This is a genomic window from Clavibacter sp. VKM Ac-2872 (genome assembly GCF_015351105.1).
Classification (GTDB): domain Bacteria; phylum Actinomycetota; class Actinomycetes; order Actinomycetales; family Microbacteriaceae; genus Clavibacter.
Genome location: NZ_JADKRR010000001.1, coordinates 965,856 through 990,174 on the forward strand (window position 1 = coordinate 965,856; position 24,319 = coordinate 990,174).

Sequence of the window (24,319 nt, forward strand, 5' to 3'; positions counted from 1 at the left end):
CCGCCAGCCGGATCCGGCGGGGTCAGACCGGGCGCCGCCGACCCCGCCTGACGCCGTCCTCGTCGAGCGACCGATCCCGCGACAGCGGGTACGCCCGGTCGAGGCGCGGGCCGACGACCACGCGGAACACGAAGCCGCAGAGCAGCGCTCCGCCGGCCCAGTACGCCCCGATGAGCAGCGCCGCGGGGCCCGGCAGCACGTGCGTGGCGATGCCGGCCACCACGAGCAGCGTCCAGATGATCCCGACCCCGGAGTAGAGGGACCGGTAGCCGTCGACCGCCTGGTCGCGCTTCTCCTGCTGCCGCTCCGCGCGGTCGTCGAGCGCGGACACCGTCCGGCCGAAGTCGTCCGCGCCGACCGCGCCGAAGAGGTCCCGCACGGGCACCTCCAACGCCTTCGCGACGAGCGACAGCGTCTCGAGGCTCGCGTCGTTCCCCGCCTCCAGCCGCTGCACCGTGCGCACCGTGATCCCGCTGGCCTCGGCCAGCCTGTCCTGCGTCCAACCCCGTTCGCGGCGGAGGTCCGCCACCCGTGTCTCGTTCATGCGCCCAGCTTGGTCGCCGGACGCGACCCGCACCACGACGCGGACCCGACAGGTCCCCGACACGCGCGCGACAGCGACGCGACATCGCTCCCGTCGCGCGGCGGGCGGGAGGTCGGATCCCGCGCTTGCCCCCTGCACGGGGTCCATGAGATGCTCGACGCGCTGCGCTTCTTATGCGCATAAGTAACTTACCGGCTCGCGACGCGGGCGCTTCGTTCAAGGAGGAACACGTGAAGACATCCATGCGTCTGGGCGCGGTCGCGACCGTGCTGGCGGCCACCGTCGCGCTGACCGGCTGCGGCCGATCCGCCGACGAGGGATCCGGCCCCGCCGCCGCGACCACGCTCGGCTCCGAGCCCGCGAAGGGCAAGGTGACCATGTGGGCGATGGGCGCGGAGGGCGAGGCCCTGCCCGCGTTCCTCAAGACCTTCGAGGACGCCAACCCGGACGTCGAGGTCGACGTCACGGCGATCCCGTGGGACGCGGCGCACAACAAGTTCCAGACCGCCATCGCCGGCGGCACCACCCCGGACATCGCGATGATGGGCACCACCTGGATGGCCGACTTCGCCGACGCCCTCACCACCGTGCCGACCGACGTGGACGCGAGCGGCTCCTTCCCCGGCTCCCTCGCCACGAACAGCGTGAAGGACCGCGCCGCCGGCATCCCCTGGTACGTGGACACCCGCGTCCTCTACTACCGCACCGACCTCGCGGCGAAGGCCGGCTGGACGAAGGCCCCCACCACCTGGGACGAGCTCAAGCAGATGGCGTCCGCCATGCAGTCGAAGGCCGGCGCCGCGCACGGGATCCGCCTCCCCGCCGGCAACGACGCGTTCCAGGGCACGCTGTGGATGCCGTGGTCGAACGGCGCCGAGATCGCCGACGGCGCGAAGTGGACCCTCGACACCCCCCAGATGCAGGAGGCCTACGAGTACTACGGCAGCTTCTTCGCCGACGGCATCGCCGACCCCGACGTCGACGTCTCCTCCGGCGCGCAGGAGGCCTCGTTCGTCGACGGATCCACGCCCATGCTCATCGAGGGGCCCTTCGAGATCGGCCAGCTGAAGGCCGTCGGCGGCGCGGACTTCGCCTCGAAGTTCACCACCGCGGTGCTGCCGGCGAAGGAGACCTCGGCGTCGTTCAGCGGCGGCGCGAACCTCGTCGTCTTCGACCAGGCGAAGAACCAGGACGCCGCGTGGAAGCTCGCCCGCTGGCTCGGCCAGCCGGAGACGCAGGCGGCCTGGTACGCCGCCACGGGCGACCTGCCCGCGCAGCAGTCCGCCTGGCAGGACCCCGCCCTGCAGTCCGACCCCACCCTCGCCGCGTTCGGCGAGCAGCTGAAGACGGCCAAGTCGGTGCCGGTGAGCACGAACTGGGTCAAGGTCGGATCCGCCGCGGACTCGGCGCTCGAGCAGATCCGCCGCGGCACCGCCACCGTGCCCGACGCGCTGGCGAAGCTGCAGTCGGACGCCGACGCCATCGGCTCGGCGGAGTAGCCGTTGGCCGTCACCGCCACGCGTGCGGCCGGGACCCGTCCCGGCCGCGCGCGGTCCCCGCTCGTCGCCCGGCAGCGCCGTCGCCAGGCGCTCATCGCCTGGGGCTTCTGCCTCCCGTTCGTCGCCGTGTTCGCGGTCTTCATGCTCGTGCCGCTCGTGAGCTCGTTCGCCATGTCGTTCACGGACTTCCGCGCGACCGACATCCGCTCCCCGTTCGCGGTCGACTTCACGGGCCTCGACCAGTACGCGAAGCTCTTCACCGACGCCACGTTCCTCCGCTCCATCGGCGTCACGGCCTTCTTCGTGGTCGTGGGGATCCCGGTCACGATGGTGATCGCGCTCGCCCTGGCCCTCGCGCTCAACTCCGGCCGCGGTCGCATCGTGTCGTTCTTCCGCGTCGGCTTCTACGCGCCCGTCGTGACGAGCATCGTCGCGGTCTCGGTCGTGTGGCGCTACATCCTGCTGCCCGACGGCCTGCTCAACTCCGCGCTCGCGGTGGTCGGGATCGCGGGGCCGAACTGGTTGAGCGACACCACGTGGGCGCTGCCCTCGCTCGTCGCCATGGCGGTGTGGCGCAACGTCGGCACGCTCATGATCATCTTCCTGGCGGGCCTCCAGGCCGTGCCCGAGGAGGTGCAGGAGGCGGCCGTCATGGACGGCGCGAGCCCCTGGCGCCGGCTGATCTCGGTCACGCTGCCGCTGCTGCGCCCGACCCTGCTGCTCGGATCCGTGCTCATCTCGGTCGGCTTCCTGCAGTTCTTCGAGGAGGCGTTCGTGATGACGCGCGGCGGCCCCCTCGACTCCACGCTGTCGGTCGCGTACTACACGTACCGGCAGTTCGGCTTCGGCGAGTACGGCCTCGCCTCCGCGGCGAGCTACGTCCTCTTCCTCGCCATCGCCCTGCTCAGCCTGCTGCAGTTCCGGCTGCTGCGGTCGAAGGACTGAAAGGCACGCGCATGACCACCACCGCATCCGCCCCCGCCGCGACGGCCGCCGCCGCGCAGGCCGCGACCGGCACCCCGCCGCGCCGCCGGCGCCGCACCGACCGCGGCCGCCGCACGCGCGCGATCGTGTACCTCGTCCTCGCCGGCGTGCTCTGCGTCTGGCTCGTGCCGTTCGTATGGATGGCGCTCGGGTCCGTGAAGACGCAGGGCGAGATCCTGCAGCGGCCGCCGACCTGGTGGCCGCAGGATCCCGTCGCCGACAACTTCGCGCAGTGGTTCGGGCCGCTCGACTTCGGCACGTTCTTCTCCAACAGCCTCGTCGTGGCGCTCGTGACCGTGCTCGGCAACCTCGTGTTCTGCTCGATGGTCGGCTACGCGCTCGCGAAGATGGAGTTCCCGGGCAAGCGGATCCTGTTCCTCACCGTGATGGTGACGCTCATGGTGCCGGGCGTCGTCACCTTCGTGCCGCTGTTCGTCATGGTCTCGGGGCTCGGCCTCGTGAACACGTACGCGGCGCTCATCCTCCCGTTCATCACGGCGCCCATCGGGGTCTTCCTCATGCGGCAGTTCATGCTGGGGATCCCCGAGGCGCTCATCGAGGCCGCCCGACTCGACGGCGCGGGGGAGTTCCGCATCTTCTCCCGCATCGTGATGCCGCTGTGCGGGCCGCCGCTCGCGACCCTGGGCATCCTCACGTTCCTCGCGTCGTGGAACAACTTCCTCTGGCCGCTCGTCGCGGCGCAGACCGAGGGCATGTACACGCTGCCGATCGCGCTGTCGCTGTACTCGACCGGGCAGAACGCGACCGACTACGGCCTGCTGCTCGCGGGATCCGTGCTCGTGATCGCGCCGATCCTCGCCCTGTTCGTGTTCCTGCAGCGCTACTTCATCCAGGGCGTCGCGACCGCCGGCCTCAAGTGACCACCTCCCGCCTCCGACCCTTGGAGACCCCCATGCCCCGCGCCCCGCGCACGCAGCTCACCGCCCCCGACGGCACCCGCTTCCGCGACCTCGACGGGGACGGGGTGATGGCGCCCTACGAGGATCCGCGGCTGACCCCCGAGGAGCGCACGGCCGACCTGGTCGGGCGCCTGAGCCTCGCGGAGAAGGCCGGCCTCATGTTCCAGACCGTGATCGAGGTCGGCGCCGACGGCGAGCTGAAGGAGGAGCCGGGCGCGATCTCGAAGTCGGGCACGACCGAGGTCGTGGTCGGCAAGGCCATGAACCACTTCAACGTGCACGAGATCCGCACGGCCCGGCAGGCCGCGCGCTGGAGCAACCGGCTGCAGGAGCTGGCGGAGTCGACGCCGCACGGGATCCCCGTGACGGTGAGCACGGATCCGCGGCACGCCTTCGTGGAGAACGCGGGCGTCGCCTTCTCGGCCGGCCCCTTCTCGCAGTGGCCCGAGGCGCTCGGCCTCGCGGCGCTCGACGACGTGGACGCGATCCGCGCGTTCGCCGACGCCGCCCGGCAGGAGTACGTGGCGGTCGGGATCCGCGCGGCGCTGCACCCGCAGATCGACCTCGCCACCGAGCCGCGCTGGGGCCGCCAGGCGCAGACGCTCGGGCACGACGCCGACCGCGTGGCCGAGTTCACGGCCGCGTACCTGGAGGGCTTCCAGGGCGACGAGCTCGGATCCACGAGCGTCGCCTGCACCACCAAGCACTTCCCGGGCGGCGGCCCGCAGAAGGACGGCGAGGACGCGCACTTCCCGTACGGCCGCGAGCAGGTCTACCCGGGCGGCATGTTCGAGTACCACCTGCGGCCGTTCCGCGAGGCGATCGCGCGCGGGACCGCCGCGATGATGCCGTACTACGGGATGCCGGAGGGCCTCGTGCGCGACGGCGAGGAGATCGAGCCGGTGGGCTTCGGCTTCAACCGGCAGGTGATCACCGGTCTGCTGCGCGAGGAGCTCGGCTACGACGGCGTCGTGGTCACCGACTGGGAGCTCGTGAACGACAACCACGTCGGCGACCAGGTGCTGCCGGCGCGCGCGTGGGGCGTCGAGGAGCTCACGCCGCACGAGCGGATGGAGCGGATCATCGCCGCCGGCTGCGACCAGTTCGGCGGCGAGGAGTGCGTCGACGTGCTGCTCGACCTCGTGGCCGACGGCCGCGTCACCGAGGCGCGCATCGACGAGTCGGTGCGGCGCCTGCTGCTCGTGAAGTTCCGGCTCGGCCTCTTCGACGACCCCTACGTCGACGAGGACGCGGCCGAGCGCATCGTCGGCCGGGCGGACCTCCGCGAGCTCGGCTTCCGCGCGCAGGCCGCGTCCGTCACCGTGCTCGAGAACCGGGAGCGCGACGGCCGGCCGACCCTGCCGCTGCCCGTGGACGGACCCCGGCTGCGCGTGCACGTGGAGGGCATGCGCGCCGAGGCGCTCGAGGGCTGGGCGGATCCCGCGGACGGGCCCGACGACGCCGACCTCGCGATCGTGCGGCTCGGCGCGCCCTTCGAGCCGCGCTCGGACCTCTTCCTCGAGGCGTGGTTCCACCAGGGGTCGCTCGAGTTCCCGCCCGGTCTCGTGCACCGGCTCCGGCGGATCGCCGACCGCTGCCCGCTCGTCGTGGTCGTGAACCTCGACCGGCCGGCGATCATGACGCCGCTGGTGCCGTTCGCCGCCGCGCTCGCGGTCGACTACGGGAGCTCCGACGCCGCCGTGCTCGCGGCGCTCACGGGGCGGATCGCGCCCGAGGGTCGGCTGCCGGTGGAGATCCCGCGCTCGATGGACGCCGTGCGCGCCTCGCGCACGGACGTGCCGTCGGACACCGAGGACCCGGTGTACCCGCTGCACCACGGCCTCCGGATCCGCTGACCGCTCACGTGCCCGCCCCGCGCGGCGCCGGGTCGCGGTCGTCCGCGCCCGCCTCGCTACGCTCTCCAGGAGAGAGGACGGTCGCATGAGCCCCCGGCGCCCCACGGTCTACGACGTCGCCGAGCGCGCGAAGGTCTCCATCGCGACGGTGTCGTTCGCGTTCAGCCGACCCGACCAGATCAGCGTCGCCACGCGCGAGCGGGTGCTCGAGACCGCGCGCGAGCTCGGGTACATGCCGAGCGCGTCCGCCCGCGGCCTCGCCCGCGGACGCACGGGCGCGCTCGGGCTGCACTCGTTCGACCTCCTCATCGACCGGCCGCTGCAGCGCGAGCCCGCGGATCCCGCCGCGTCCGCGGAGACCGCCTCCGCCGCGACGCCGTACGCGCCCGGCCGCACCTTCATCCCGTGGGACGACGCCGGCGAGATCGCGGCGGATCCGCGCGCGTTCCCGCTCTACGTCGACGAGGTGCGCCGCGGCTTCGAGCTCGAGTGCCGCGCGCACGACCGCCCGGTGATGCTCAGCCGCGGCAGCGACACCGCCACCGCCGTCGCCGAGTCGGCCGGCCGCGTCGACGGCCTCGCGATCTTCCCGGGGCCGTCGGCTGCCGCATCGCTGAAGCGCGTCTCGCTCGCCATGCCGATCGTGCTCTTCAGCTACCCGCCCGCCGACGACGGGCACCACCGCGTCACCTCCGACAACGGCGGGGGAGCGCGCGAGCTGGTGCGGCACCTCGTGCTCGAGCACGGGATCACCGACCTCGGCTTCGTGGGCGCGACGAGCGTGGGCGACTACCGCGAGCGCTTCCAGGGCTACCGCGCGGCGCTCGCGGAGCTCGGGGTCGCGGCCTCCGACGAGGTGCTCGACGACACGGTGCTCGGCGAGGGATCCGGCTTCGGCGGGGTCATCGCGGCCCTCCGCGCCGGGCGGCTGCCGCGCGCGCTCGTGTGCGCGAGCGACCAGCTGGCGCTCGCCCTCGTCGACCTGCTGCGCGCCGAGGGGGTGGACGTGCCGGGCGACGTCGTGGTCACGGGCTTCGACGGGATCCTCGCGGGCCTCCTCGCGACGCCGCGCCTCACGACGGTGCGGCAGCCCATGGAGGCGATGGGGCGCGCGGCGGCCCGCATCCTCATCGACACGACGACCGATCCGCAGCCCGCCGAGCCGGTGACGCTGCGGCTCGGCACGAAGCTCGTGGTGCGCGAGAGCTGCGGCTGCCGGGGCTGAGGCCGGGCTCCTAGCGGCGGAGACCCCGGCGGCGCGCGACCTCGACGCCGAGCGCCACCAGCAGGATCACGGCCCCCACCGCGGCGAAGGACCACGCGACCTGGATGCCGGCCGGCTCCTCGCCCGCGATGCCGCCCATCACGGCGCCCAGCGCGACCGCGAGGACGAGCGCGCCGATGCCCGCGAGGGCCGCCGCGAGGATCCTCATGTCGGCGACCATCAGACCGGCTGCAGCGCGCGCTGCTCGCCCGCGGGCAGCTCCACGCGCACGGCGTCGTCGGGGCGGACCTCGCCGCCGGTGATCACGACGCCCATCACGCCGGACTTCCGCACGACGTTCCCGTCGGCGTCGCGGTCGAGCACCGCCTTCATGGCGCCCGCGCCGAGCGTGTCGATCTGGATGCACGGGTTCCGCAGGCCCGTCAGCTCGACCACGGCGTCCGCGCCGAGGTGGAGGCGCGTGCCCGTGGGCAGGTCGAGGAGCGGGACGCCCGCGGTCGTGACGTTCTCGCCCAGGTCGCCGGGGCCCACCGCGAATCCCTTGCCCGCGAGCTCGTCGTGCAGCTCGGCGTGGACCAGGTGCACCTGGCGGAGGTTCGGCGCGTCCGGGTCGCGGCGCTTGCGCGAGAGGTGCTGGACGGTGGTGCCGAGGTGCGCGTCGCCCTCGACGCCGAGGCCGGCGAGGAGCGTGATCGACGGGCGGACGGGCTTGGAGAAGGCGTGGGCGTCGTCGCGCGCCACCGCGAGGACCCGGGGTGATGCTGGCGGCTGCATGCCAGCGACGATAACGGCGCGGCGGGCGCCGGACCAGCCCCCGGCCGGGACGGGGGCGCGGGGTCCCGCGCGCCCGGTCGGCCCGCTAGGTTCGGGGCATCGACGGCGATGGGGGATGCGATGCGCGCGACGGCCATGAGCGGATCACGCAGGACGACGCTGGTCGCGGGGCTCGCCTCCGCGGGGGCGCTGCTGCTGCAGCCCGAGCTGCTGGGCGGCGTCCCGATCCAGCCCACGCCGGACATGGCGTCGACGATCGTGCTGCGGGGTCCCGTGGTGGAGGTCGTCGCGCTGGTCCTCGCCGTGGCGTCCGCGATCGTCCTCGCGCGGGGCGTGCGCGGCGAGCCGGGGCTCCTCCGGGCGTCGCGTGCGGCCGGGGTCGCGGTGCTCGTGGCCGCGGGCGCCCAGGTGGGCTTCACCGTCGCGCGGATCGTCGCCGGCCTGACGCTCCCTGACCAGCCCGGGTCAGCGGGGCTGGTGGATCCTCCGGCGGTCATCGTGCTGACGCAGGGCGTGTTCGCGGTGCACGTCGTGGCGCTCGCCGTGCTCGGGGTGGTCGTCGTCCGGGCGCGGCTGCTGGAACCCCTGGCCCGGTTCTCGCTCCTCGTGCTCGGCACGGTCACGGCGGCGTCCTGGATCCTCGGTCAGGCCCTCGGCCTGCTCGGCGCGGGAGCGGAGTCGTCGCCGCTCATCCCGCTGCTCTTCGCGCTGCCGACCGTGGTCCTCGTGGCGTCCGTGGGGCTCGTGGTCGGGCTCCTGGTGCACGGGAGGTCGGCCGCGATGCGAGCGCGAGCCGAGGCGATCCGCCGGGCCTGGTGAACGGCGGAGGGCCGGGCCGACGCATCGACCCGGCCCTCCGCGCTCACCCCGTCAGCTCGCGGTGGCGGGAGCGCTCCGTGCCGCGCCGTGCTCGCGCAGCACCAGGAGCGCCACGAGGGAGATCGCGGACGCGATGCTGAGGTAGACGCCGACGAGCATCACGCCGCCGCCGCCGATGTCCCACAGCCAGGTCGCGATGAAGGGCGCGACGGCCCCGCCGATGATGCCCGCGAGGCTGAACGCGAGGGACGCGCCCGTGTAGCGGACGTCGGCGGCGAACAGGCCGGGCAGCAGGGATCCGACGGCGCCGTACCCGATGCCGATGAGCGCGAAGCCGAGGATCACGAACATGAGCGTGCCGGGCATGCCCGCGGACAGCAGGGGATCCATGACCAGCCCGAACACGACCATGCCGGCGGCGCTCACGACGACGATCGGGCGGGCGCCGCGGCGCTGCGCGAGCGCGCCCGAGATGACGATGGTGATCGCGAAGAACACGACGCCGACGAGGAGCATGAGCAGGAAGTCGGTGCGGGAGTACCCGAGGCCGGCGTGGAACGCGGACGCGTCGAACGGCTTCCCCGCGGCGGTGGCGGCGGCCTGCGCGGCCTCCGCGGTGCGCGGCGACGTGCCGTAGGTGACCGCGAACGTGGTCATGAGGTAGAAGAGCGTGAAGATCGCGAGGAGGGCGAGCGCCCCGAGGACGAGCCCGCGCCAGCCCGTGCGGATGGTGCGGCCGAGCGGCAGCCGGGAGGTCTCGCCGCGGTCGAGCACCGCCTGGAACTCCGGCGCCTCGACGAGCCTCACGCGCACGTAGAGGCCCACGAGCACGAGGACGGCGCTGGCGAGGAACGGCACGCGCCAGCCCCACGCCTGCAGGTCGGCGGGGGAGAGCGTGAGCGAGAGCACCAGGAACAGGCCGGTGCTGAGGAAGAAGCCGATGGGCGCGCCGAGCTGCGGGAAGGTGCCGTAGACGGCGCGCTTGCCCGCGGGCGCGTTCTCGGTCGCGAGCAGCGCGGCGCCACCCCACTCGCCGCCGAGGCCGAGGCCCTGGATGAAGCGGAGCAGGGCGAGGGCGGCCGGGGCCGCGATCTCCCAGCCCGGCGTGGTGCCGCTCGGCAGGGAGCCGATGAGCACGGTGGCGATGCCCATGGTGAGCAGCGACGCGACGAGCGTGCGCGTGCGGCCGAACCGGTCGCCGAAGTGGCCGAAGAGCACGGATCCGATGGGCCGGGCGAAGAACGCGACGCCGAACACCGCGAGCGACTGGAGCTGCGCGACAGCGGGGTCGGCGTTCGCGAAGAAGAGCGCCGGGAACACCAGCACGGCGGCGGTCGCGTAGACGTAGAAGTCGAAGAACTCGATCGACGTGCCGATGAGGCTCGCGACCAGGACGCGCGAGCGCGGGTTGGTCGGGGCGGCGAGGGGAGGGGCGGTGGCAGGGGCAGCGGTCATGGCGGTGGCTTCCGACTTGAGGGACGGGGAGACGCCACGGATCGTGGCGCGCCGACGCTACCGGCGCTCCCCGCCCCTCCGCGCGCGCCGTTCACATGACGCGGGTCAACTGACGTTCCCGGCGTAGTCCGCGTCGCGCGTCTCACGGCTGATGATGAGCGCCACCAGCGTGATCGCGGCCATGGCGCTCAGGTACACGCCGACGAGCAGCACGTTCCCGTCGAGCAGCTGCCACAGCGCCACCGCGATGAAGGGCGCGACCGCGGCGCCGAGGATGCTCGCGACGTTGTAGCTGATCGCGGAGCCCGTGTAGCGCACGTTCGTCGGGAAGAGCTCCGGCAGCACCGCGCCCATGGGGCCGAACGTCAGTCCCATGAGCGTGAAGCCGATGATGAGGAGCGCCATCGTGCCCGCGAAGCCGCCCGAGAAGAGGGGCACGAAGAGCAGGCCGAACACGAGGATCCCGACGGTGGTCGCGATGAGCATCTTCCGACGGCCGAACCGCTCCGCCAGGGGGCCCGAGACCAGAGTGAAGATCCCGAAGAACACGACGCCCACGATGAGCATGATGAGGAAGTCGTTGCGCGCGTAGCCGAGTCCGGCGGCGAACGTGTCCGGGTTGAAGGTCTTGCCGGCCTTCGTGGCGGCGGCCTCGGCGGTGGCGGCGTCGCGCGCGGTGGTGCCGTAGGTGAGCGTGAACGTCGTCATCAGGTAGAAGAGCGTGTAGGTCGCCAGCATGATGAAGGTGCCGAGGATCAGCGGGCGCCAGCTCGTGACGAACACGCGCGCCACGGGCAGCTTCGCCACCTCGCCGGAGTCGACGACCTTCTGGAACGCCGGCGTCTCGATGAGCTTGAGGCGCACGTAGAGGCCCACGATCACGAGCACGGCGCTGGCGAGGAACGGCACGCGCCAGCCCCACGCCTGGAACTGCTCCGGGGAGAGGCCGAGGCTCAGCGCGAGGAAGACGCCGTTGGCGACGATGAAGCCGATGGGCGCGCCGAGCTGCGGGAACGTGCCGTAGATGGCGCGCTTGCCGACGGGCGCGTTCTCGGTCGCGAGGAGGGCCGCGCCGCTCCACTCGCCCCCGAGGCCGAGGCCCTGGCCGAAGCGCATGATCACGAGGAGCGCGGGCGCCGCGACCTCCCAGCCGGGCGTGAGCGCGGTGGGGAGGCAGCCGATCAGCACGGTCGCGATGCCCATGGTGAGCAGCGACGCGACGAGCGTGCCCTTGCGGCCGACGCGGTCGCCGAAGTGCCCGAAGAGGATGGATCCGATGGGCCGCGCGATGAACGCGACGCCGAACACCGCGAAGGACGCGAGCTGCGCGACGGTCGGGTCGTCGTTCGCGAAGAAGAGGGCGGGGAAGACGAGCACCGCCGCGGTCGCGTAGACGTAGAAGTCGTAGAACTCGATCGACGTGCCGATGAGGCTCGCGATGATGACGCGCGAGCGCGAGTTGCCGGCGGGCGGGGTGGAGGCGGACGGGGCGGCGGTGCGGGCCGCGGGGGTCGTGGACATGGGAGGAGACGGCTTTCGGCTGGTGCGGCGTGAGCGGCAGGGGCGCGCGGAGGGGGCGGGCGCGCCGGTCGGGCGCGGGCGCCGGGTGCGGCGGAGTCGAGGGGCCACTCGTGATGGCCGAGCTGAGTTTACGCCCCTGAGGAGATGCTGTGCGCGGTCCGTAGGCTGGGGCGACGGGCGGAACCCGCGACGCCGCCGACCACGAGGAGCACGATGGAGCACGAGACCGGCCGCGCGCTCCTGCCCGGGCTCGCCCAGATCTGCGGCGCGGGCGCGATCGTCGCCGTCGCGACCGGCTTCTGGTACCTCGCGATCCCCTGCGTCGCGGTCGTGGTGCTCGCCGTGCTGCAGCTGCGGCGGTGGACGCACCACGAGCTCGAGGAGCGCGCCCGGCTCGCGGAGGAGCCCACCGAGGAGGACCAGGCGGAGGCGCTCAGGTGGGACGAGGACGGCGGCGTCGCCGTGGACCCGCGACCGTCGGACGAGCCGGAGCCGGGGTCGGACGACCGGCGCTAGCCCCCGGTGGACATCGCGGGCGCGTCGGCCGCGCGTGCGTCCTCGGCGGATCCGCGTCGACGCCGCACGAGCCCCGTCAGGTCGTGCGCCGACAGCGACAGCGCGAGCACCGCGGCCAGCACGAGCGCGAGCGCGGGGGCGGCGACCGCCCACGGGGCGCGCTCCGCGTAGGCGCTGCCCTCGCTGAGGATCAGGCCCCACTCCGGCGTCGGCCGGGCGCTGCCGAGGCCGAGGAAGCCGAGCGCCGCGAGCGTGAGGGCGACGCCCGGGAGCCGGAGCATCGCGTTCCGCACCACCGGGCCGACGACGGCGGGCAGGAGGTGGCCGAGGAGGATCCGCGCGCGTCCGACGCCCAGCACCGGCAGGATCCGCACGTGCGGCTGCGCGCGCGCCTCCTGCATCAGCGCCCCCGCGTGCGCGGCGAGCGGCGCCCAGCCGACGGCCGCGACGGCGACGGCCGCGCCCGCGGTCGACGGCCCCTGGATCGCGGCCACGACCAGCCCGGCGAGGATCGGCGGGGCCGCGTTCGCGACCTCGATCGGCCCGATCGCCGCGCGCGGCAGGAGCCCGAGCGCGAGGCCGATGACGCAGCAGACGACGACCACGACGAGCGCCGTGCCGAGCGTCGTGACGGCGCCGTGGCCCACCCGGCCGAGGAGGTCGCGGCCGCTCGCGTCGGCGCCGAAGGGGAGCGCCCACGACGGCGGGGCGAGCCGGCCCGCGGTGGTGGCGAGGGGATCCCGCGCGAGGCCCGCCACCACGATGAGCGCGAGCAGCCCGGCGGCGACGGCCGGGACGACGGCGTCACGCGGTCGGGCGGGGACGCGCGCGTCGGGCACGGGCAGCGACCCGAGACGGAGGGCGGGCCCGAGGAGCGCGCGACGGAGGAGGTCGGCGGCGATGCCCGCGGCGACGGCCACCACGAGGAGCGCGAGCACGCCCGCCTGGAGCGCCGGTACGTCCTGGCTGCCGGCGGCGCCGAGGGTGGCGCGGCCGATCCCGGGGATCGCGAACACCTGCTCGACCGCGACCGCGCCGCCCGTGAGCCCGACGAGCACGAGCCCGACCTGCCCGAGCACCGACGGGAGCGCGCGGCGCAGCACCGCGAGGGTCGTCCGCGCGGGCGGCAGGCCGGCCATCGCCCACGTGGCGACCCAGCGCTCGGCGGACGCGGCCCGGATCGCGTCGGCGAGGAGGCGGCCGACGAGCCCGCCGGCGGGGATCCCCAGGGCGAGCGCCGGGAGCACCGCGTTCGCGGGCCCGTCCCAGCCGGACGGCGGGGCCCAGCGCAGCCCCACGGCGACCACCACGAGGAGCGCGGTCGCGACCAGGAACTCGGGCAGCGCGGTGAGGGCGGCGGCCAGGGCGCCGGATCCGGAGGCGCGGCGTCCCCGCGTCGCGTCGCGGAGGGCGGGCGCGCAGAGGAGCGCGGCGACCGCCACTGCGACCGCGATCGCGAACGCCATCAGCGTGAGGGAGACGCCGAGCGCGGCGAGGGTGCCGGGGAGGACCGGGCGGCCCGAGATCCACGACGTGCCGAGGTCGCCGCGGACGATGCCCGCGATCCAGTCCGCCGAGACGGCGAGCGGCCCGCGGTCGAGGCCGAGCTGCGCGCGCACCGCCGCGAGGGCCTCGGGGGTCGCCTCGAGGTCGGCGTAGCGCGCGCGGAGGATCGTGTACTCGGGCGAGCGCCCCGAGAGCCAAGGGAGCGCGCCGACGAGCGCCACGAGGCCGCCGACGGCGACGACGCGGGACGCCCCGACGACGAGCCCGTCGCGCGCGCGGCCCATCAGCGCGCGACGCGTGTGTCGGCCGTGATGAGCGCGCGCTCGCGGGGATCCCGCACGGCGCCCGTCACCCCGGCGGCCTCGCCCTGGATCACGCGCTCGTGCAGGAGCGGCACCGCGGCGTCGTCGGCGAGCACGAGCGCCTCGACCCGCATGATCGCGGCGCGACGCTCGGGTCCGGCCGGCAGCGCGGATGCGTCCGCGAGCGCCTGGTCGACGGCCGGGTCGCACTCCTGCGAGATGTTGAACGAGCCCTGGCATGCGAAGTCGCTGTAGAGGTACGCGGCCGGATCCCCGGAGTCGAGCACGGTGGCGCGCGACAGGATGAAGGCGTCGAACTTCCCCGCGAGCGCGTCGGCCTCGATGTACTGGTACTCGCGCACGTCCTGGGTCACGTCGAAGCCGGCGGCCTCGAGCTGCTGCTCGAGCTGCACGGCCACCTCCGGCAGCTCGGCGCGGTCGGTGAAGGTGCCGAGGGTGATGGGCACGCCGTCGACCTGCGCGGGCGTCGCCCGGCCCGCCAGCGCGTCCCGGTAGGACGCTCCGTCGCGGAGGTCGGCGGCCCAGGGGAGCGCGGGTCCGAGGAGACCCGTGGCCGCGTCGGCCCGTCCCTCGTAGACGCCGGAGACGAGGGCGGCGCGGTCGACGGCGGCCTGGGCGGCGGCGCGCACGGCGGGATCCGCGAACGGCCCCGTCCGCGTGTTGAGGTACAGCGTGTTGGTGCGCGGCATGGCGACCTCGTGCAGGAGCCGCGGATCCACCTGCGCGGCCTGGCCCACGGGGATCGCCTCGACCACGTCGGCCGTGCCGGTGCGGAGGGCGGCGGCGCGGGCGGTGCCGTCGGGCACGAAGCGCACGTCGATCCCGGCGGACGCGGCGCGGCCGCCCCAGTAGTCGTCGAACCTGTCGAGCGTGGCGGAGGACGTGCCGTCGACCGCGGTGAGGCGGAACGGCCCCGTGCCGGTGCCGACGGGCGAGACGGTGCCGTCGGCGCCGTACGCGGAGGCCGCGAGGATCGCGAGCTGCGGGCTCGACATGCGCTGCGGCACGAGCGGATCCGGCGTCGCGGTGCGCACGACGAGCCGGTCGCCGTCCGCGGTGGCGGTGAGGTCCACGCCGTCGAGGATCCGCGGCTTCGGGCTCGCGGTCGCGGCGGCCGTGAGCGAGGCGGCGGCCTGCGCGGCCGTGAGGGTCGTGCCGTCGTGGAAGGGCACGTCGGGTCGGATGTCGAACGCCCAGGTCAGGTCGTCGACGCGGGTCCAGCCGGTCGCCAGCTGCGGCTGCGCGTCGCCGAGGTCGTCGAGGGTCACGAGCGTCTCGGCCGTGCTCCAGCGCGCGAGCTTGAAGGCGTCGTCGCTGAGGGGCGTGAGGCCGGAGCGCGGCGGCTGCAGCATCGCGAGGCGGATGCGGCCGTCGCCGTCGGCGGATCCCGCGGAGGAGGCCCCGGGGCTCGCGGCGAAGCAGCCGCTGAGGGCGAGCGTCGTCGCGGCGGCCAGGGCGATCAGGGCGGCGGTGCGGGCGGGGCGGGGGCGTCTAGCGGGCATGGGGTCCTGTCTCGGGGATGCGCGGGGCATCGGCGGCGATGCGCGGGGCACCGGGGGTGGTGGTCGGGGGAGCGGGCAGCAGCCGGGGCAGGCCGACAGCGGCGGCGACGGGCAGCGCGGCGAGGATCCCCCAGGCGAGGGCGGGCGCGGAGTCGAGCAGGGATCCGACCACGCCGCCGGCGACGAGCACGGCGACGCCGCCGCAGCTGGCGAGCAACCCGTAGAAGGAGGCGGTCGGGCGCCCTGCGGCGAAGGACGGGACGAGCTCCATGGTCACGGGACCCGCGGTCATGTGGCCGAGCGTGAGGCAGACGACGAGGACGCCGGCGGGCACCAGCTCGGCACCCGCGGGCGGCGGCACGACGGACGCGAGCGCGAGCGCGACGAAGCCCGTCGCGGTGGTGCCGAATCCGCAGGCGAGCGCGCGACCGGGGCCGAGCCGCTGCGCGAGGAGCGCGACGGGCCACTGCAGAGCGATCGTGAGGAGCGAGACGGCGAGGAACGCGGATCCGACCGCCGCCGTCCCCGCACCGGCGCGCGCGAGCTCGAGCGGCAGCCCGAGGTAGAGCTGGTTGTAGGCCACGAGGTCGACGGCGAAGAGGGCGGAGAACGCGAGGAAGCGGCGGTCCCGCACGGCGGCCCAGCGGTCGGCGGGCGCGGCCGGCGCGGCGGGCGCTGCGTGCGCGGCGGATCCGGCCGGCGCGGACGGGGTGGACGGGGTGGGACCCGCCGCGGGCGCCCGCCCCGCGTCCGCCGGGATCACGCACCAGAGCGCCACGCCCACGGCCGCGAACAGCGCCGCGCCCACGAGCACCGTGGTCGAGAAGCCCAGTCCGAGCAGGGCCGCGCCGGCGAGCGGACCCACCGCCGCGCCGATCTCGCCGACCAGCACGAGCGCCGCGAACAGCGACGGGCGGCCGGATCGCCGGGACGACCGCGCCCGGGCATCGGCCGCCGCCACGAGGCTCTGCAGTGCCGGGCTGAACAGCGCGCCGCCGAGGCCGGTGAGGATCGCGCCGGCCAGGAAACCGGGCAGGTCGGCCGCCAGCGCGAGCCCCAGGTAGCCGGACACGCGCACGACGCACCCCGCGGCGATCAGGGTGCGCGGGCCGAAGCGGTCGGCGAGCATGCCGCCGAGGAGGAAGAGGCCCTGCTGGCTGAAGGTGCGGGCGCCGAGCACCAGGCCGATCGCGAGGGCGCCGAGCCCGAGGTCGTCGCGCATCACGACGGCGAGGAACGGCACGACCGCGTAGAAGCCGAGGTTGAAGACGAGCTGGCTGGTGAGCAGGACGGCGGCGGGCGGGGTGCCGCCGCGGGCCGGTCTCGTCGCGGGCGGGACGGCGTCGGGCGCGGCGGATGGCGGGCCCGCGGGTCCGCGAGGGTGGGGCGCGGTCATGCGGTGCGCGCTCCCGGCAGCCGCGACACGGCGTCGGCGAGCTCGCGCGTCGCCGGATGCGCGGGATCCGCGAGGAGGCGCCCGGTCGGCCCCTCCTCCACGATCCGCCCGCCCGCGAGCACGACGCTCCGCCTGCACAGCCGCGCGACGGCGTCGAGGTCGTGCGACACGAGCACCAGCCCGAGCCCCCGCTCGCGCACGAGCCCGTCGAGCAGCTCGATGATCCGGTCCCGCAGCGGCAGGTCCACCCCGCTCACGGGCTCGTCGGCGAGCAGGATCCCGGGCGAGGTCGCGATGGCGCGCGCCAGCGCCACGCGCTGCGCCTGCCCGCCGGACAGCTCGCGGGGTCGGCGGTCGGCGAGCGATGCGGCGAGGCCGACGTCGTCGAGGGCGCGGGCGACGATCGCGGCGTGGTCGCCCGCCACGTCGAGCCGGCGCAGCGGCTCGCGGACCAGCTGCCGGACGGTCATGCGCGGCTCCAGGCTCGCGCCCGGATCCTGCGGCACCATCTGCACGCGTCGCCGGTACCAGCGGAGGGCCGCGGCGCGGCCGGGCGCCACCTCCCGGTCGCCGAGCCGGACGCTGCCCGAGGTCGGCGCCTCGAGCGCGAGCAGCACGCGCAGGAGCGTGGACTTGCCGGATCCGGAGCGGCCCACGATCCCGACCGTCTCCCCGGGCGCGACGCCGAACGACACGTCGTCGAGCGCGGGCGCGGGCCCGGGGGCACCGGACGCGCGGGCGGCCCGTGCGGCGCGCCGCGCGGCGGGGTCGCGCCGCGGCGGGTAGCGGTGCGTGATGCCGGCGGCGGTGAGCGCGTCCGTCATCGGGCCGCCACCGCGCCGAGCGCCGCCGTGCCGAGCGCCGCGGCCGGCTGCCGCATCGCGGATCCACCGGGGATGCGTCGGGACGCCGCCGCCACGAGCGCGCGGCTGTACGCGTGACGCGGATCCCGGACGAGGTCGCGCATCGCCCCGGCCTCGACCACACGACCGGCCTCGAGCACGACGACCCGGTCGCACAGCGCCGCGGCCACCGCGAGGTCGTGGGTGATGAAGAGGAGCGCCTGCCCGGTCGCGTCGAGGCGCCGGCGGATCACGTCGACCACGCGCGCCTGCGTGACGACGTCGAGCGCGGTCGTCGGCTCGTCGGCGACCAGCAGGCCGGCGCGGCAGAGGAGCGCGAGCGCGAGGCAGACGCGCTGGCGCTGGCCGCCCGACAGCTCGGCGGCGAAGGCGGGGAGCGCGCCGTCGGGATCCTCGATGCCCACCTCGGCGAGGAGCGTCCGCACCTCCCGCCGCGCGTCGCCCCGGGTGAGGAGCCCGCCGTCGGCGGCGGATCCTCGCGCCCGCCTCGCGCGCAGCGCCGCGACGAGCTGCGCACCCACCGGGACGAGCGGGTTCAGCGCCGCGAGGGAGTCCTGCTGCACGGCGGCGACGCGGCCGAGGCGCTGGCGCGGCGCGTCCGGGGCCACCGCGCGGCCGTCGAGCTCGACGACGCCGCGCGCCCGGGATCCGGGCGGCAGCGTCCCGAGCACGGCCTGCGCCGTGAGCGACTTGCCCGACCCTGAGGCGCCCACGAGGGCCACGCGCTCGCCGGCGCCGACGCGGAGGTCGACGTCGTGCACGAGCGCCGCGCGGCCGATCGCGATCGAGAGGGAGCGGACGTCGAGGGCGGGATGCACCGGGCCCCCGTCCGTCCGCGCGCGGTGCCGGACGGTCCGGCGGCGCTCCCGTCGACCTTACTGATACCCGTTCTCGATATCAAAACCGAGCAGGCGGCAGGTCAGGCCCCGCGGATCCCCTTCAGCAGCAGCGCCGTCGTGACCGCGGCCTCGGCCGCCTCGGCGCCCTTGTCCTCCTTCGAGCCCGGCAGCCCCGCGCGGTCGATGCCCTGCTGCTCGTCGTCGAGCGTGAGCAGCCCGAAGCCGATCGGCTTGCCCGTGAGGAGCGAGGCCTGCGTGAGGCCGGACGTCGCCGCGTCGGACACGTACTCGAAGTGCGGGGTGCCGCCGCGGATGATCACGCCCAGCGCGACGACCGCGTCGGCCCCCGCGTCGAGCGCCGCGCGCGCGACCACGGGCAGCTCGAAGCTGCCGGGCACGCGGATCACCGTGGTGGTGACGCCCGCCGCGTCGAGCACGCGCTGCGCGCCCGCGAGGAGCCCCGCGCTGATCTCCTCGTGCCACCGCCCGGCGACGACGGTGACCCGCAGGCCCGTCCCGTCGAGCGCGGTCGGGTCGATCTCGGGTGCTCCGTGTCCGCTCATGCGGTCTCCTCCTCGGGGGTGGTGGTGGTTCCGGCCGGGCCGGCCGTGGTGGTGGTCAGGCCGTCGGGCGCCTCGGCGTCCGGGTAGGCGTCGGATCCGATGTGCATGTCGGTGTCGAGCACCAGGCGGTGCCCCATCCGGTCGCGCTTCGTCTCCAGGTATCCGGCGTTGACGTCGTTGACGCCCACGACGAGCGGCACGCGTTCGGTGACCCGCACGCCGTGCGCCTCGAGCTGCCGCACCTTCTCGGGGTTGTTCGTGAGCAGGCGCACGTCCTCGATGCCCATCTCCTGCAGGATCGCCGACGCCGCGCCGTAGTCGCGGGCGTCCGCCGGGAGGCCCAGGGCGACGTTGGCGTCGAGCGTGTCGAAGCCGTCCTCCTGGAGCCGGTACGCGCGCAGCTTGTTGATGAGGCCGATCCCGCGCCCCTCGTGACCGCGCAGGTACACGACCACGCCGCCGTCCCGCCGGATCTCGTCGAGCGCGGCGTCGAGCTGCGGCCCGCACTCGCACTTGAGCGATCCGAGCGCCTCGCCCGTCAGGCACTCCGAGTGCACGCGCACGAGCGTGCCGTGCGCGTCCGGCAGCCCGGAGACGATCGCCACGTGGTCGGCGCCCGTCGTGCGGTCGCGGTACGCCCGCAGCTGGAACGTGCCGTGCGTGGTGGGCACGGTCGTCTCGATCTCGAAGATCACGCGCGACGCCTCGGGGATCGCGACCGCGGGCTCCAGCGGCCGGTCGCAGTGGAACTCCTCGAGGTGCGCCTTGAGCGCCTCGATCGTGACGACCAGCACGCCCTCGCGCTCGCCGAGGGCGAGGAGGCCGGGGAGGCGCATCATCTCGCCGTCGTCCTGCACGATCTCGCTGATCGCGCCGACGGGCGTGAGGCCCGCGAGCGTGAGCAGGTCGACCGCCGCCTCGGTGTGGCCGTCGCGCTCGCGCACGCCGCCGTCCACCGCGCGCAGCGGCAGGATGTGGCCCGGCCGGTGCAGGCTCGTCGGCACGCTGTCGAGGTCGGCGAGCACGCGCAGGGTGTGCGCCCGGTCGGAGGCGCTGATGCCCGTGGAGAGCCGGTCGGCGGCGTCCACGGAGACCGTGTACGCGGTGCCGCGCGGATCCCGGTTGTCGGCCACCATGAGCGGCAGCTCCAGCCGGTCGGCGATCTCGTTGGTCATGGGCGCGCAGATGAAGCCCGACGAGTGCTTCACGAGCCAGGCCACCCACTCGGGCGAGGCGGACTCGGCGGCGAGCAGCACGTCGCCCTCGTTCTCGCGGCCCTCGTCGTCGACGACGATGACGGGTCGGCCGGCGCGCAGCTCCTGCAGCGCGTCGGGGATCGCGGCGAGGCTCACGAGCCGGCCTCCGTCCGGGCGCCCCGGGCGTCGCGCGCGTCGAGCGCGAGCATCCGCTGCACGTGCCGCGCGAGCACGTCCGTCTCGAGGTTGACCTCGTCGCCGGGCTCCAGCGCGCCGAGCGTCGTGGCGGTGAGCGTCTCGGGGATGAGCGACACCTCGAACCACGCCTCCTCCACGGGCACGTCGGTGGGGCTGACCGCGCTCACGGTGAGGCTCACGCCCTGCACGGTGAGCGATCCGCGGTCCACCACGAGCGGCGCGAGGTCGGCGGGCAGCGAGAAGCGGAGGATCCGCCACGCCTCGCCCGGCGTGATCGCCAGCAGGCGGCCGGTGCCGTCGACGTGACCCTGGACGATGTGCCCGCCCAGGCGGTCGCCGACGCGCGCGGCGCGCTCGAGGTTCACGCGGTCGCCCACGCCGAGCCGGCCGAGCGAGCTCATCACGAGCGTCTGCCGCATGACGTCGGCGGTGAACCCCTCGGGCGTCTGCGCGACGACCGTGAGGCACACGCCGTCGACGCTGATGGAGTCGCCGTGCCGGGCGTCGGACACCGCGAGCGGCGCCTCCACCGTGATCCGGGCGGAGTCGCCCTCGGCGTCGAGCGCGAGGACGCGTCCGCGCTCCTCGATGATCCCTGTGAACATCACTGGCCTTCCGTGGTGGGTCGCGCGATCACGAGGAGGTCGTCCCCGAGCCGCGTCGTGCTGATGAGGGTGAGTCGGTGGGCGGCCGGCATGCTCGGCACGCCGAGGTCGCCGGTCGCGGTGCGGGGTCCGCCGAGGAGCACGGGTGCGAGGTAGGCGACCACCTCGTCCACGAGCCCGGCGGCGACGAGCGCGGAGACGATCGTGGGGCCGCCCTCCACGAACACGTGCCGGATCCCGCGGCGGCCGAGCTCGTCGAGAGCTGCGGCGGGGTCGTGGCCGGCGATGCGGATCAGCCGGCGCGGGTGCCGGCGCACGGCCGCGTCGTCCGGGATCGGGCGGTCGCCGAGCACGACGGGCGCGGGCTGGTGGGGGTACGGGATCCCGTCGGGCCGCCGGGCGGTGAGCGCGGGGTCGTCGGCGAGCACGGTGCCGGTGCCGACGAGGATGGCGTCGGCCTCAGCGCGGCGGCGGTGCACGTCCTCCCGTGCGGCGGGCCCGGTGATCCAGCGGCTCGTGCCGTCCGCGGCGGCGATGCGGCCGTCGAGGCTCGAGGCCCACTTCGCCGTGACGAACGGGCGGCCGAGCGACGCGGATCCGAGCCACACCCGGAGGAACGCCGCGGCCTCGTCGGCGAGCACGCCGGGCACGACCTCGACTCCCGCGGCGCGCAACCGGGCCGCGCCGCCCGAGGACTCGGCGCCCGGATCGGGGACCGCGTAGGCGACGCGCGTGACGCCGGCCTCGATCAGCGCGGCGGCGCACGGGCCGGTGCGCCCGGGGTGGTTGCAGGGCTCGAGCGTGACGACGGCGGTGGATCCGCGTGCCGCGCCCGCGGGCAGCTGCCGGAGCGCGTCGACCTCGGCGTGCGCGGATCCGGCCCCGCGGTGGCGGCCCTCGGCGAGGACGCGGCCACGGGCGTCGAGGATGACGCAGCCGACGCGCGGGTTCGGGCCCCACGCGGGGCCCTCCGCGGCGAGCTCCAGGCCGCGGCGCATGGCGCGCTCGAGCGCGTCCGCCTGCGCAGGCGCGTCCGCCTGCGCGCGGGGTGCCGTCGGGTCGTCGTGCATGGTGTCCTCGTCCGTGGACGGACTCCGGGCGCGGTCGACGAGACCTCGACGCCGGCAGGGTCGCTGGCGCCGCGTGCGCCTCCCATCCGGACTTTAACCGTCGGTCCCGGAATCCCACCGGATCGGCGGACGAGGCTCCCGGGGACCCGGTCGCGCATCGTCCGTTCGCGGACTGTCACCGCCGGCTCGGATTTCCACCGACCCCGGAGCACGTGTATGGATCGAGATTAGCCCACGCGGCTGCGGGGCCGGGGCCTGTGACGCTCCGCGACCTACGCCGTCAGCGGACGCCGACGAGGTCCACGGCGTCGGCGAGGTCCGTGAGCGCCGTGATCCGCACGACGCCGGCGGGCAGGGGAGCGTCCCCGTCGCCGAGGGCGTCGAACCAGACGCCGCCGGCGAGACCCGCGTCGACCGCCCCGATGGCGTCGGTGCGGAGCCGGTCGCCCACCATCACGGCGTCGGCCGGATCCACACCCGCCTCCGCGCAGGCGAGCAGGAAGATGCGCGGGTCGGGCTTCGTGAAGCCGAGGTCGCCGGAGCAGATCACGGGGGAGAGGCGCGCGGTGAGCCCGGCGGCGGCGATCTTCGGCTCCTGCTGGCTGCGCTCGCCGTTCGTCACGACGCCGAACCGCACGCCAGGGTGCCGGCGCGCGATCTCGTCGAGCGCCTCCACGGCACCGGGCAGCGCGCGCCACGACGCCTCGTACCCGGCGAGGTAGCCGCCGAACCAGGAGTCCGTCGCGGCGTCGTCCTCCGCGAGGGCGGCGGCGAGGTCCGCGGCCTCGGCGGATCCCCACGCGGCCAGGAACGCGCGCACGCGCGCCCGCCGCTGGCCCTGGTAGTCGAGCTCGCCCGCGAGGTACCGGTGGTAGTGCTCCTCCTCGAGGGCGACCCACAGCGCGACGGCCCGGTCGCGCTCGCCGGCGTCGGACACGTCGAGGATGCCGCGCGCGGCGAGGTGCGCGCTGATCCCGTCGGCCACGGACCCGCGGTGGTCCACCAGCGTGTCGTCGAGGTCGAGCAGGACCAGCCGCAGGGTCATCGCGCGCGTCGCACGAGGCCGACGGCGTCGAAGACCCGCGCGAGCATCGAGTCGGCCCGCTCCTCGGCGCGCGCGGCGTTGCCGGCGAGCACGCGGTCGAGCTCGGCCGGGTCGTCCAGCAGCTCGAGCGTCCGGGCGCGGATCGGCTCGAACACGCCCGTGACCGTCTCGGCCACGTCCTTCTTGAGGTCGCCGTAGCCGCGGCCTGCGTAGCGCTCCTCGAGCGCGCCCACGGCCGTGCCCTCGAAGGCCGACAGGATCGTCAGCAGGTTCGAGACGCCGGGCTTCTCGCCGCGGTCGAAGCGGATCTCGCGGTCCGTGTCCGTGACGGCCGAACGGATCTTCTTGGCCGTCTTCGCCGGGTCGTCCAGCAGCCACACCACGCCCGCGTCGGAGGCGGAGGACTTGCTCATCTTCGACGTCGGGTCCTGCAGGTCGTAGATGCGCGCCGTGTCCTTCTGGATCATCGGCTCCGGGATCCGGAACACCTCGCCGAACCGCGAGTTGAAGCGCTTGGCGAGGTCGCGTGTGAGCTCCACGTGCTGCTTCTGGTCGTCGCCTACGGGCACGACCTCCGTGCCGTAGAGCAGGATGTCCGCCGCCATGAGCGTCGGGTACGCGAAGAGGCCGAGCGTGGTCGCGTCGGCGCCCTGCTTCTGCGACTTGTCCTTGAACTGGGTCATGCGGCTGGCCTCGCCGAACCCGGTGAGCGTGTTGAGGATCCACGCGAGCTCGGTGTGCGCCGACACGTGCGACTGCACGAAGAGCGTCGACACGGCCGGGTCGATGCCCGCCGCGATGTACTGCGCGGCGGTGCGCCGGGTGGAGTCGCGAAGGGCCTTCGGATCCTGCGGGACGGTGATGGCGTGCAGGTCGACGACGCAGAACACGGCGTCGTGCGTCGTCTGCAGCTCCTTCCACTGCAGGAGGGCGCCGATGTAGTTGCCGATCTGCAGGGAGTCGGCGGACGGCTGCATGCCGGAGAAGAGGACGGGACGAGCGGTCATGGCGATGCCTTCGTGAGGGGGAGCGCGGGGCGCTCACGGGGGCGCCGGTTCGGCGCGGAGGGGAGAGGGGAGCGGGACGGGCGGGGCGACGGG

Annotated in this window: 23 protein-coding genes and 1 riboswitch; of the genes, 7 read left to right on the plus strand and 16 right to left on the minus strand. The window is 74.9% G+C overall.

Going from position 1 to position 24,319, the window contains the following annotated elements; all coding sequences use genetic code 11:
• Nucleotides 1-22: 22 nt before the first annotated feature.
• The gene (locus ITJ40_RS04615) at nt 23-544 is read right to left on the minus strand and encodes a helix-turn-helix transcriptional regulator (RefSeq protein WP_194665953.1); all 522 of its coding nucleotides are present in this window, start codon (nt 542-544) and stop codon (nt 23-25) included.
• A 230-nt stretch (nt 545-774) separates the two neighbouring features.
• Between ITJ40_RS04615 and ITJ40_RS04620 the strand changes: the two genes are divergently transcribed.
• From ITJ40_RS04620 to ITJ40_RS04640, 5 genes are all read left to right on the plus strand, one after another.
• Entirely contained in the window at nt 775-2,043 is a 1,269-nt protein-coding gene (locus ITJ40_RS04620) for an extracellular solute-binding protein (RefSeq protein WP_194665954.1), read from the plus strand.
• 3 nt (nt 2,044-2,046) lie between these two features.
• Nucleotides 2,047-2,988, plus strand: a complete 942-nt coding sequence (locus ITJ40_RS04625; protein WP_194665955.1) for a carbohydrate ABC transporter permease — start codon at nt 2,047-2,049, stop codon at nt 2,986-2,988.
• Nucleotides 2,989-2,999: 11 nt separating this feature from the next.
• Entirely contained in the window at nt 3,000-3,908 is a 909-nt protein-coding gene (locus ITJ40_RS04630) for a carbohydrate ABC transporter permease (RefSeq protein WP_194665956.1), read from the plus strand.
• A 32-nt stretch (nt 3,909-3,940) separates the two neighbouring features.
• A complete protein-coding gene (locus ITJ40_RS04635; RefSeq protein ID WP_194665957.1) occupies nt 3,941-5,803 on the plus strand; it encodes a glycoside hydrolase family 3 N-terminal domain-containing protein in 1,863 nt (620 codons plus the stop codon).
• Nucleotides 5,804-5,888: 85 nt separating this feature from the next.
• Nucleotides 5,889-7,028, plus strand: a complete 1,140-nt coding sequence (locus ITJ40_RS04640) for a LacI family DNA-binding transcriptional regulator (RefSeq protein ID WP_194665958.1) — start codon at nt 5,889-5,891, stop codon at nt 7,026-7,028.
• Between the two features lie 10 nt (nt 7,029-7,038).
• On the opposite strand, the gene ITJ40_RS04645 is transcribed toward ITJ40_RS04640, so the two are convergent.
• Together ITJ40_RS04645 and ITJ40_RS04650 are read right to left on the minus strand one after the other, a co-directional pair.
• Complete coding sequence (locus ITJ40_RS04645) at nt 7,039-7,236, minus strand: hypothetical protein (RefSeq protein ID WP_228511798.1); 198 nt, start codon at nt 7,234-7,236, stop codon at nt 7,039-7,041.
• Between the two features lie 11 nt (nt 7,237-7,247).
• Entirely contained in the window at nt 7,248-7,802 is a 555-nt protein-coding gene (locus ITJ40_RS04650) for an MOSC domain-containing protein (protein WP_194665960.1), read from the minus strand.
• Between the two features lie 135 nt (nt 7,803-7,937).
• Between ITJ40_RS04650 and ITJ40_RS04655 the strand changes: the two genes are divergently transcribed.
• A complete protein-coding gene (locus ITJ40_RS04655) occupies nt 7,938-8,621 on the plus strand; it encodes a hypothetical protein (RefSeq protein ID WP_228511800.1) in 684 nt (227 codons plus the stop codon).
• A gap of 51 nt (nt 8,622-8,672) precedes the next feature.
• On the opposite strand, the gene ITJ40_RS04660 is transcribed toward ITJ40_RS04655, so the two are convergent.
• Nucleotides 8,673-10,076 carry an MFS transporter gene (locus ITJ40_RS04660; RefSeq protein WP_194665962.1) on the minus strand — a complete coding sequence of 468 codons (1,404 nt, stop codon included), beginning with the start codon at nt 10,074-10,076 and terminating at the stop codon, nt 8,673-8,675.
• Between the two features lie 105 nt (nt 10,077-10,181).
• Entirely contained in the window at nt 10,182-11,597 is a 1,416-nt protein-coding gene (locus ITJ40_RS04665; protein WP_194665963.1) for an MFS transporter, read from the minus strand.
• A gap of 213 nt (nt 11,598-11,810) precedes the next feature.
• Here ITJ40_RS04665 and ITJ40_RS04670 point away from each other — a divergent pair, with 213 nt between their 5' ends.
• The gene (locus ITJ40_RS04670) at nt 11,811-12,113 is read left to right on the plus strand and encodes a hypothetical protein (RefSeq protein ID WP_194665964.1); all 303 of its coding nucleotides are present in this window, start codon (nt 11,811-11,813) and stop codon (nt 12,111-12,113) included.
• Here the strand turns inward: ITJ40_RS04670 and ITJ40_RS04675 are convergent.
• The 11 genes from ITJ40_RS04675 to trpS all read right to left on the minus strand — a co-directional run bounded on the left by ITJ40_RS04675 (nt 12,110) and on the right by trpS (nt 24,226).
• Nucleotides 12,110-13,903 carry an ABC transporter permease subunit gene (locus ITJ40_RS04675; RefSeq protein ID WP_194665965.1) on the minus strand — a complete coding sequence of 598 codons (1,794 nt, stop codon included), beginning with the start codon at nt 13,901-13,903 and terminating at the stop codon, nt 12,110-12,112. The genes ITJ40_RS04670 and ITJ40_RS04675 overlap by 4 nt on opposite strands.
• Entirely contained in the window at nt 13,903-15,444 is a 1,542-nt protein-coding gene (locus ITJ40_RS04680; RefSeq protein WP_194665966.1) for an ABC transporter substrate-binding protein, read from the minus strand. Before ITJ40_RS04680 ends, ITJ40_RS04675 begins: the two co-directional genes overlap by 1 nt.
• A complete protein-coding gene (locus ITJ40_RS04685) occupies nt 15,434-16,840 on the minus strand; it encodes an MFS transporter (RefSeq protein WP_194665967.1) in 1,407 nt (468 codons plus the stop codon). The genes ITJ40_RS04680 and ITJ40_RS04685 overlap by 11 nt, the downstream gene beginning before the upstream one ends.
• The gene (locus ITJ40_RS04690; protein WP_194665968.1) at nt 16,837-17,664 is read right to left on the minus strand and encodes an ABC transporter ATP-binding protein; all 828 of its coding nucleotides are present in this window, start codon (nt 17,662-17,664) and stop codon (nt 16,837-16,839) included. Before ITJ40_RS04690 ends, ITJ40_RS04685 begins: the two co-directional genes overlap by 4 nt.
• On the minus strand, nt 17,661-18,521 hold the full coding sequence (locus ITJ40_RS04695; protein WP_194665969.1) for an ABC transporter ATP-binding protein: 861 nt from the start codon (nt 18,519-18,521) through the stop codon (nt 17,661-17,663). The genes ITJ40_RS04690 and ITJ40_RS04695 overlap by 4 nt, the downstream gene beginning before the upstream one ends.
• 101 nt (nt 18,522-18,622) lie before the next feature.
• Nucleotides 18,623-19,105, minus strand: coding sequence for a 6,7-dimethyl-8-ribityllumazine synthase (gene ribH, locus ITJ40_RS04700; protein WP_194665970.1), 483 nt, complete (start codon nt 19,103-19,105; stop codon nt 18,623-18,625).
• Nucleotides 19,102-20,457 (minus strand): GTP cyclohydrolase II, encoded by a 1,356-nt coding sequence (gene ribA / locus ITJ40_RS04705; RefSeq protein WP_194665971.1) that lies wholly within the window; start codon nt 20,455-20,457, stop codon nt 19,102-19,104. Before ribA ends, ribH begins: the two co-directional genes overlap by 4 nt.
• A complete protein-coding gene (locus ITJ40_RS04710) occupies nt 20,454-21,104 on the minus strand; it encodes a riboflavin synthase (RefSeq protein ID WP_194665972.1) in 651 nt (216 codons plus the stop codon). Before ITJ40_RS04710 ends, ribA begins: the two co-directional genes overlap by 4 nt.
• Entirely contained in the window at nt 21,104-22,174 is a 1,071-nt protein-coding gene (gene ribD / locus ITJ40_RS04715; RefSeq protein ID WP_194665973.1) for a bifunctional diaminohydroxyphosphoribosylaminopyrimidine deaminase/5-amino-6-(5-phosphoribosylamino)uracil reductase RibD, read from the minus strand. Before ribD ends, ITJ40_RS04710 begins: the two co-directional genes overlap by 1 nt.
• A gap of 70 nt (nt 22,175-22,244) precedes the next feature.
• Nucleotides 22,245-22,389: riboswitch (FMN riboswitch) on the minus strand.
• Nucleotides 22,390-22,454: 65 nt separating this feature from the next.
• Complete coding sequence (locus ITJ40_RS04720) at nt 22,455-23,219, minus strand: HAD family hydrolase (RefSeq protein ID WP_194665974.1); 765 nt, start codon at nt 23,217-23,219, stop codon at nt 22,455-22,457.
• The gene (gene trpS, locus ITJ40_RS04725) at nt 23,216-24,226 is read right to left on the minus strand and encodes a tryptophan--tRNA ligase (protein ID WP_194665975.1); all 1,011 of its coding nucleotides are present in this window, start codon (nt 24,224-24,226) and stop codon (nt 23,216-23,218) included. Before trpS ends, ITJ40_RS04720 begins: the two co-directional genes overlap by 4 nt.
• Between the last annotated feature and the right edge of the window lie 93 nt (nt 24,227-24,319).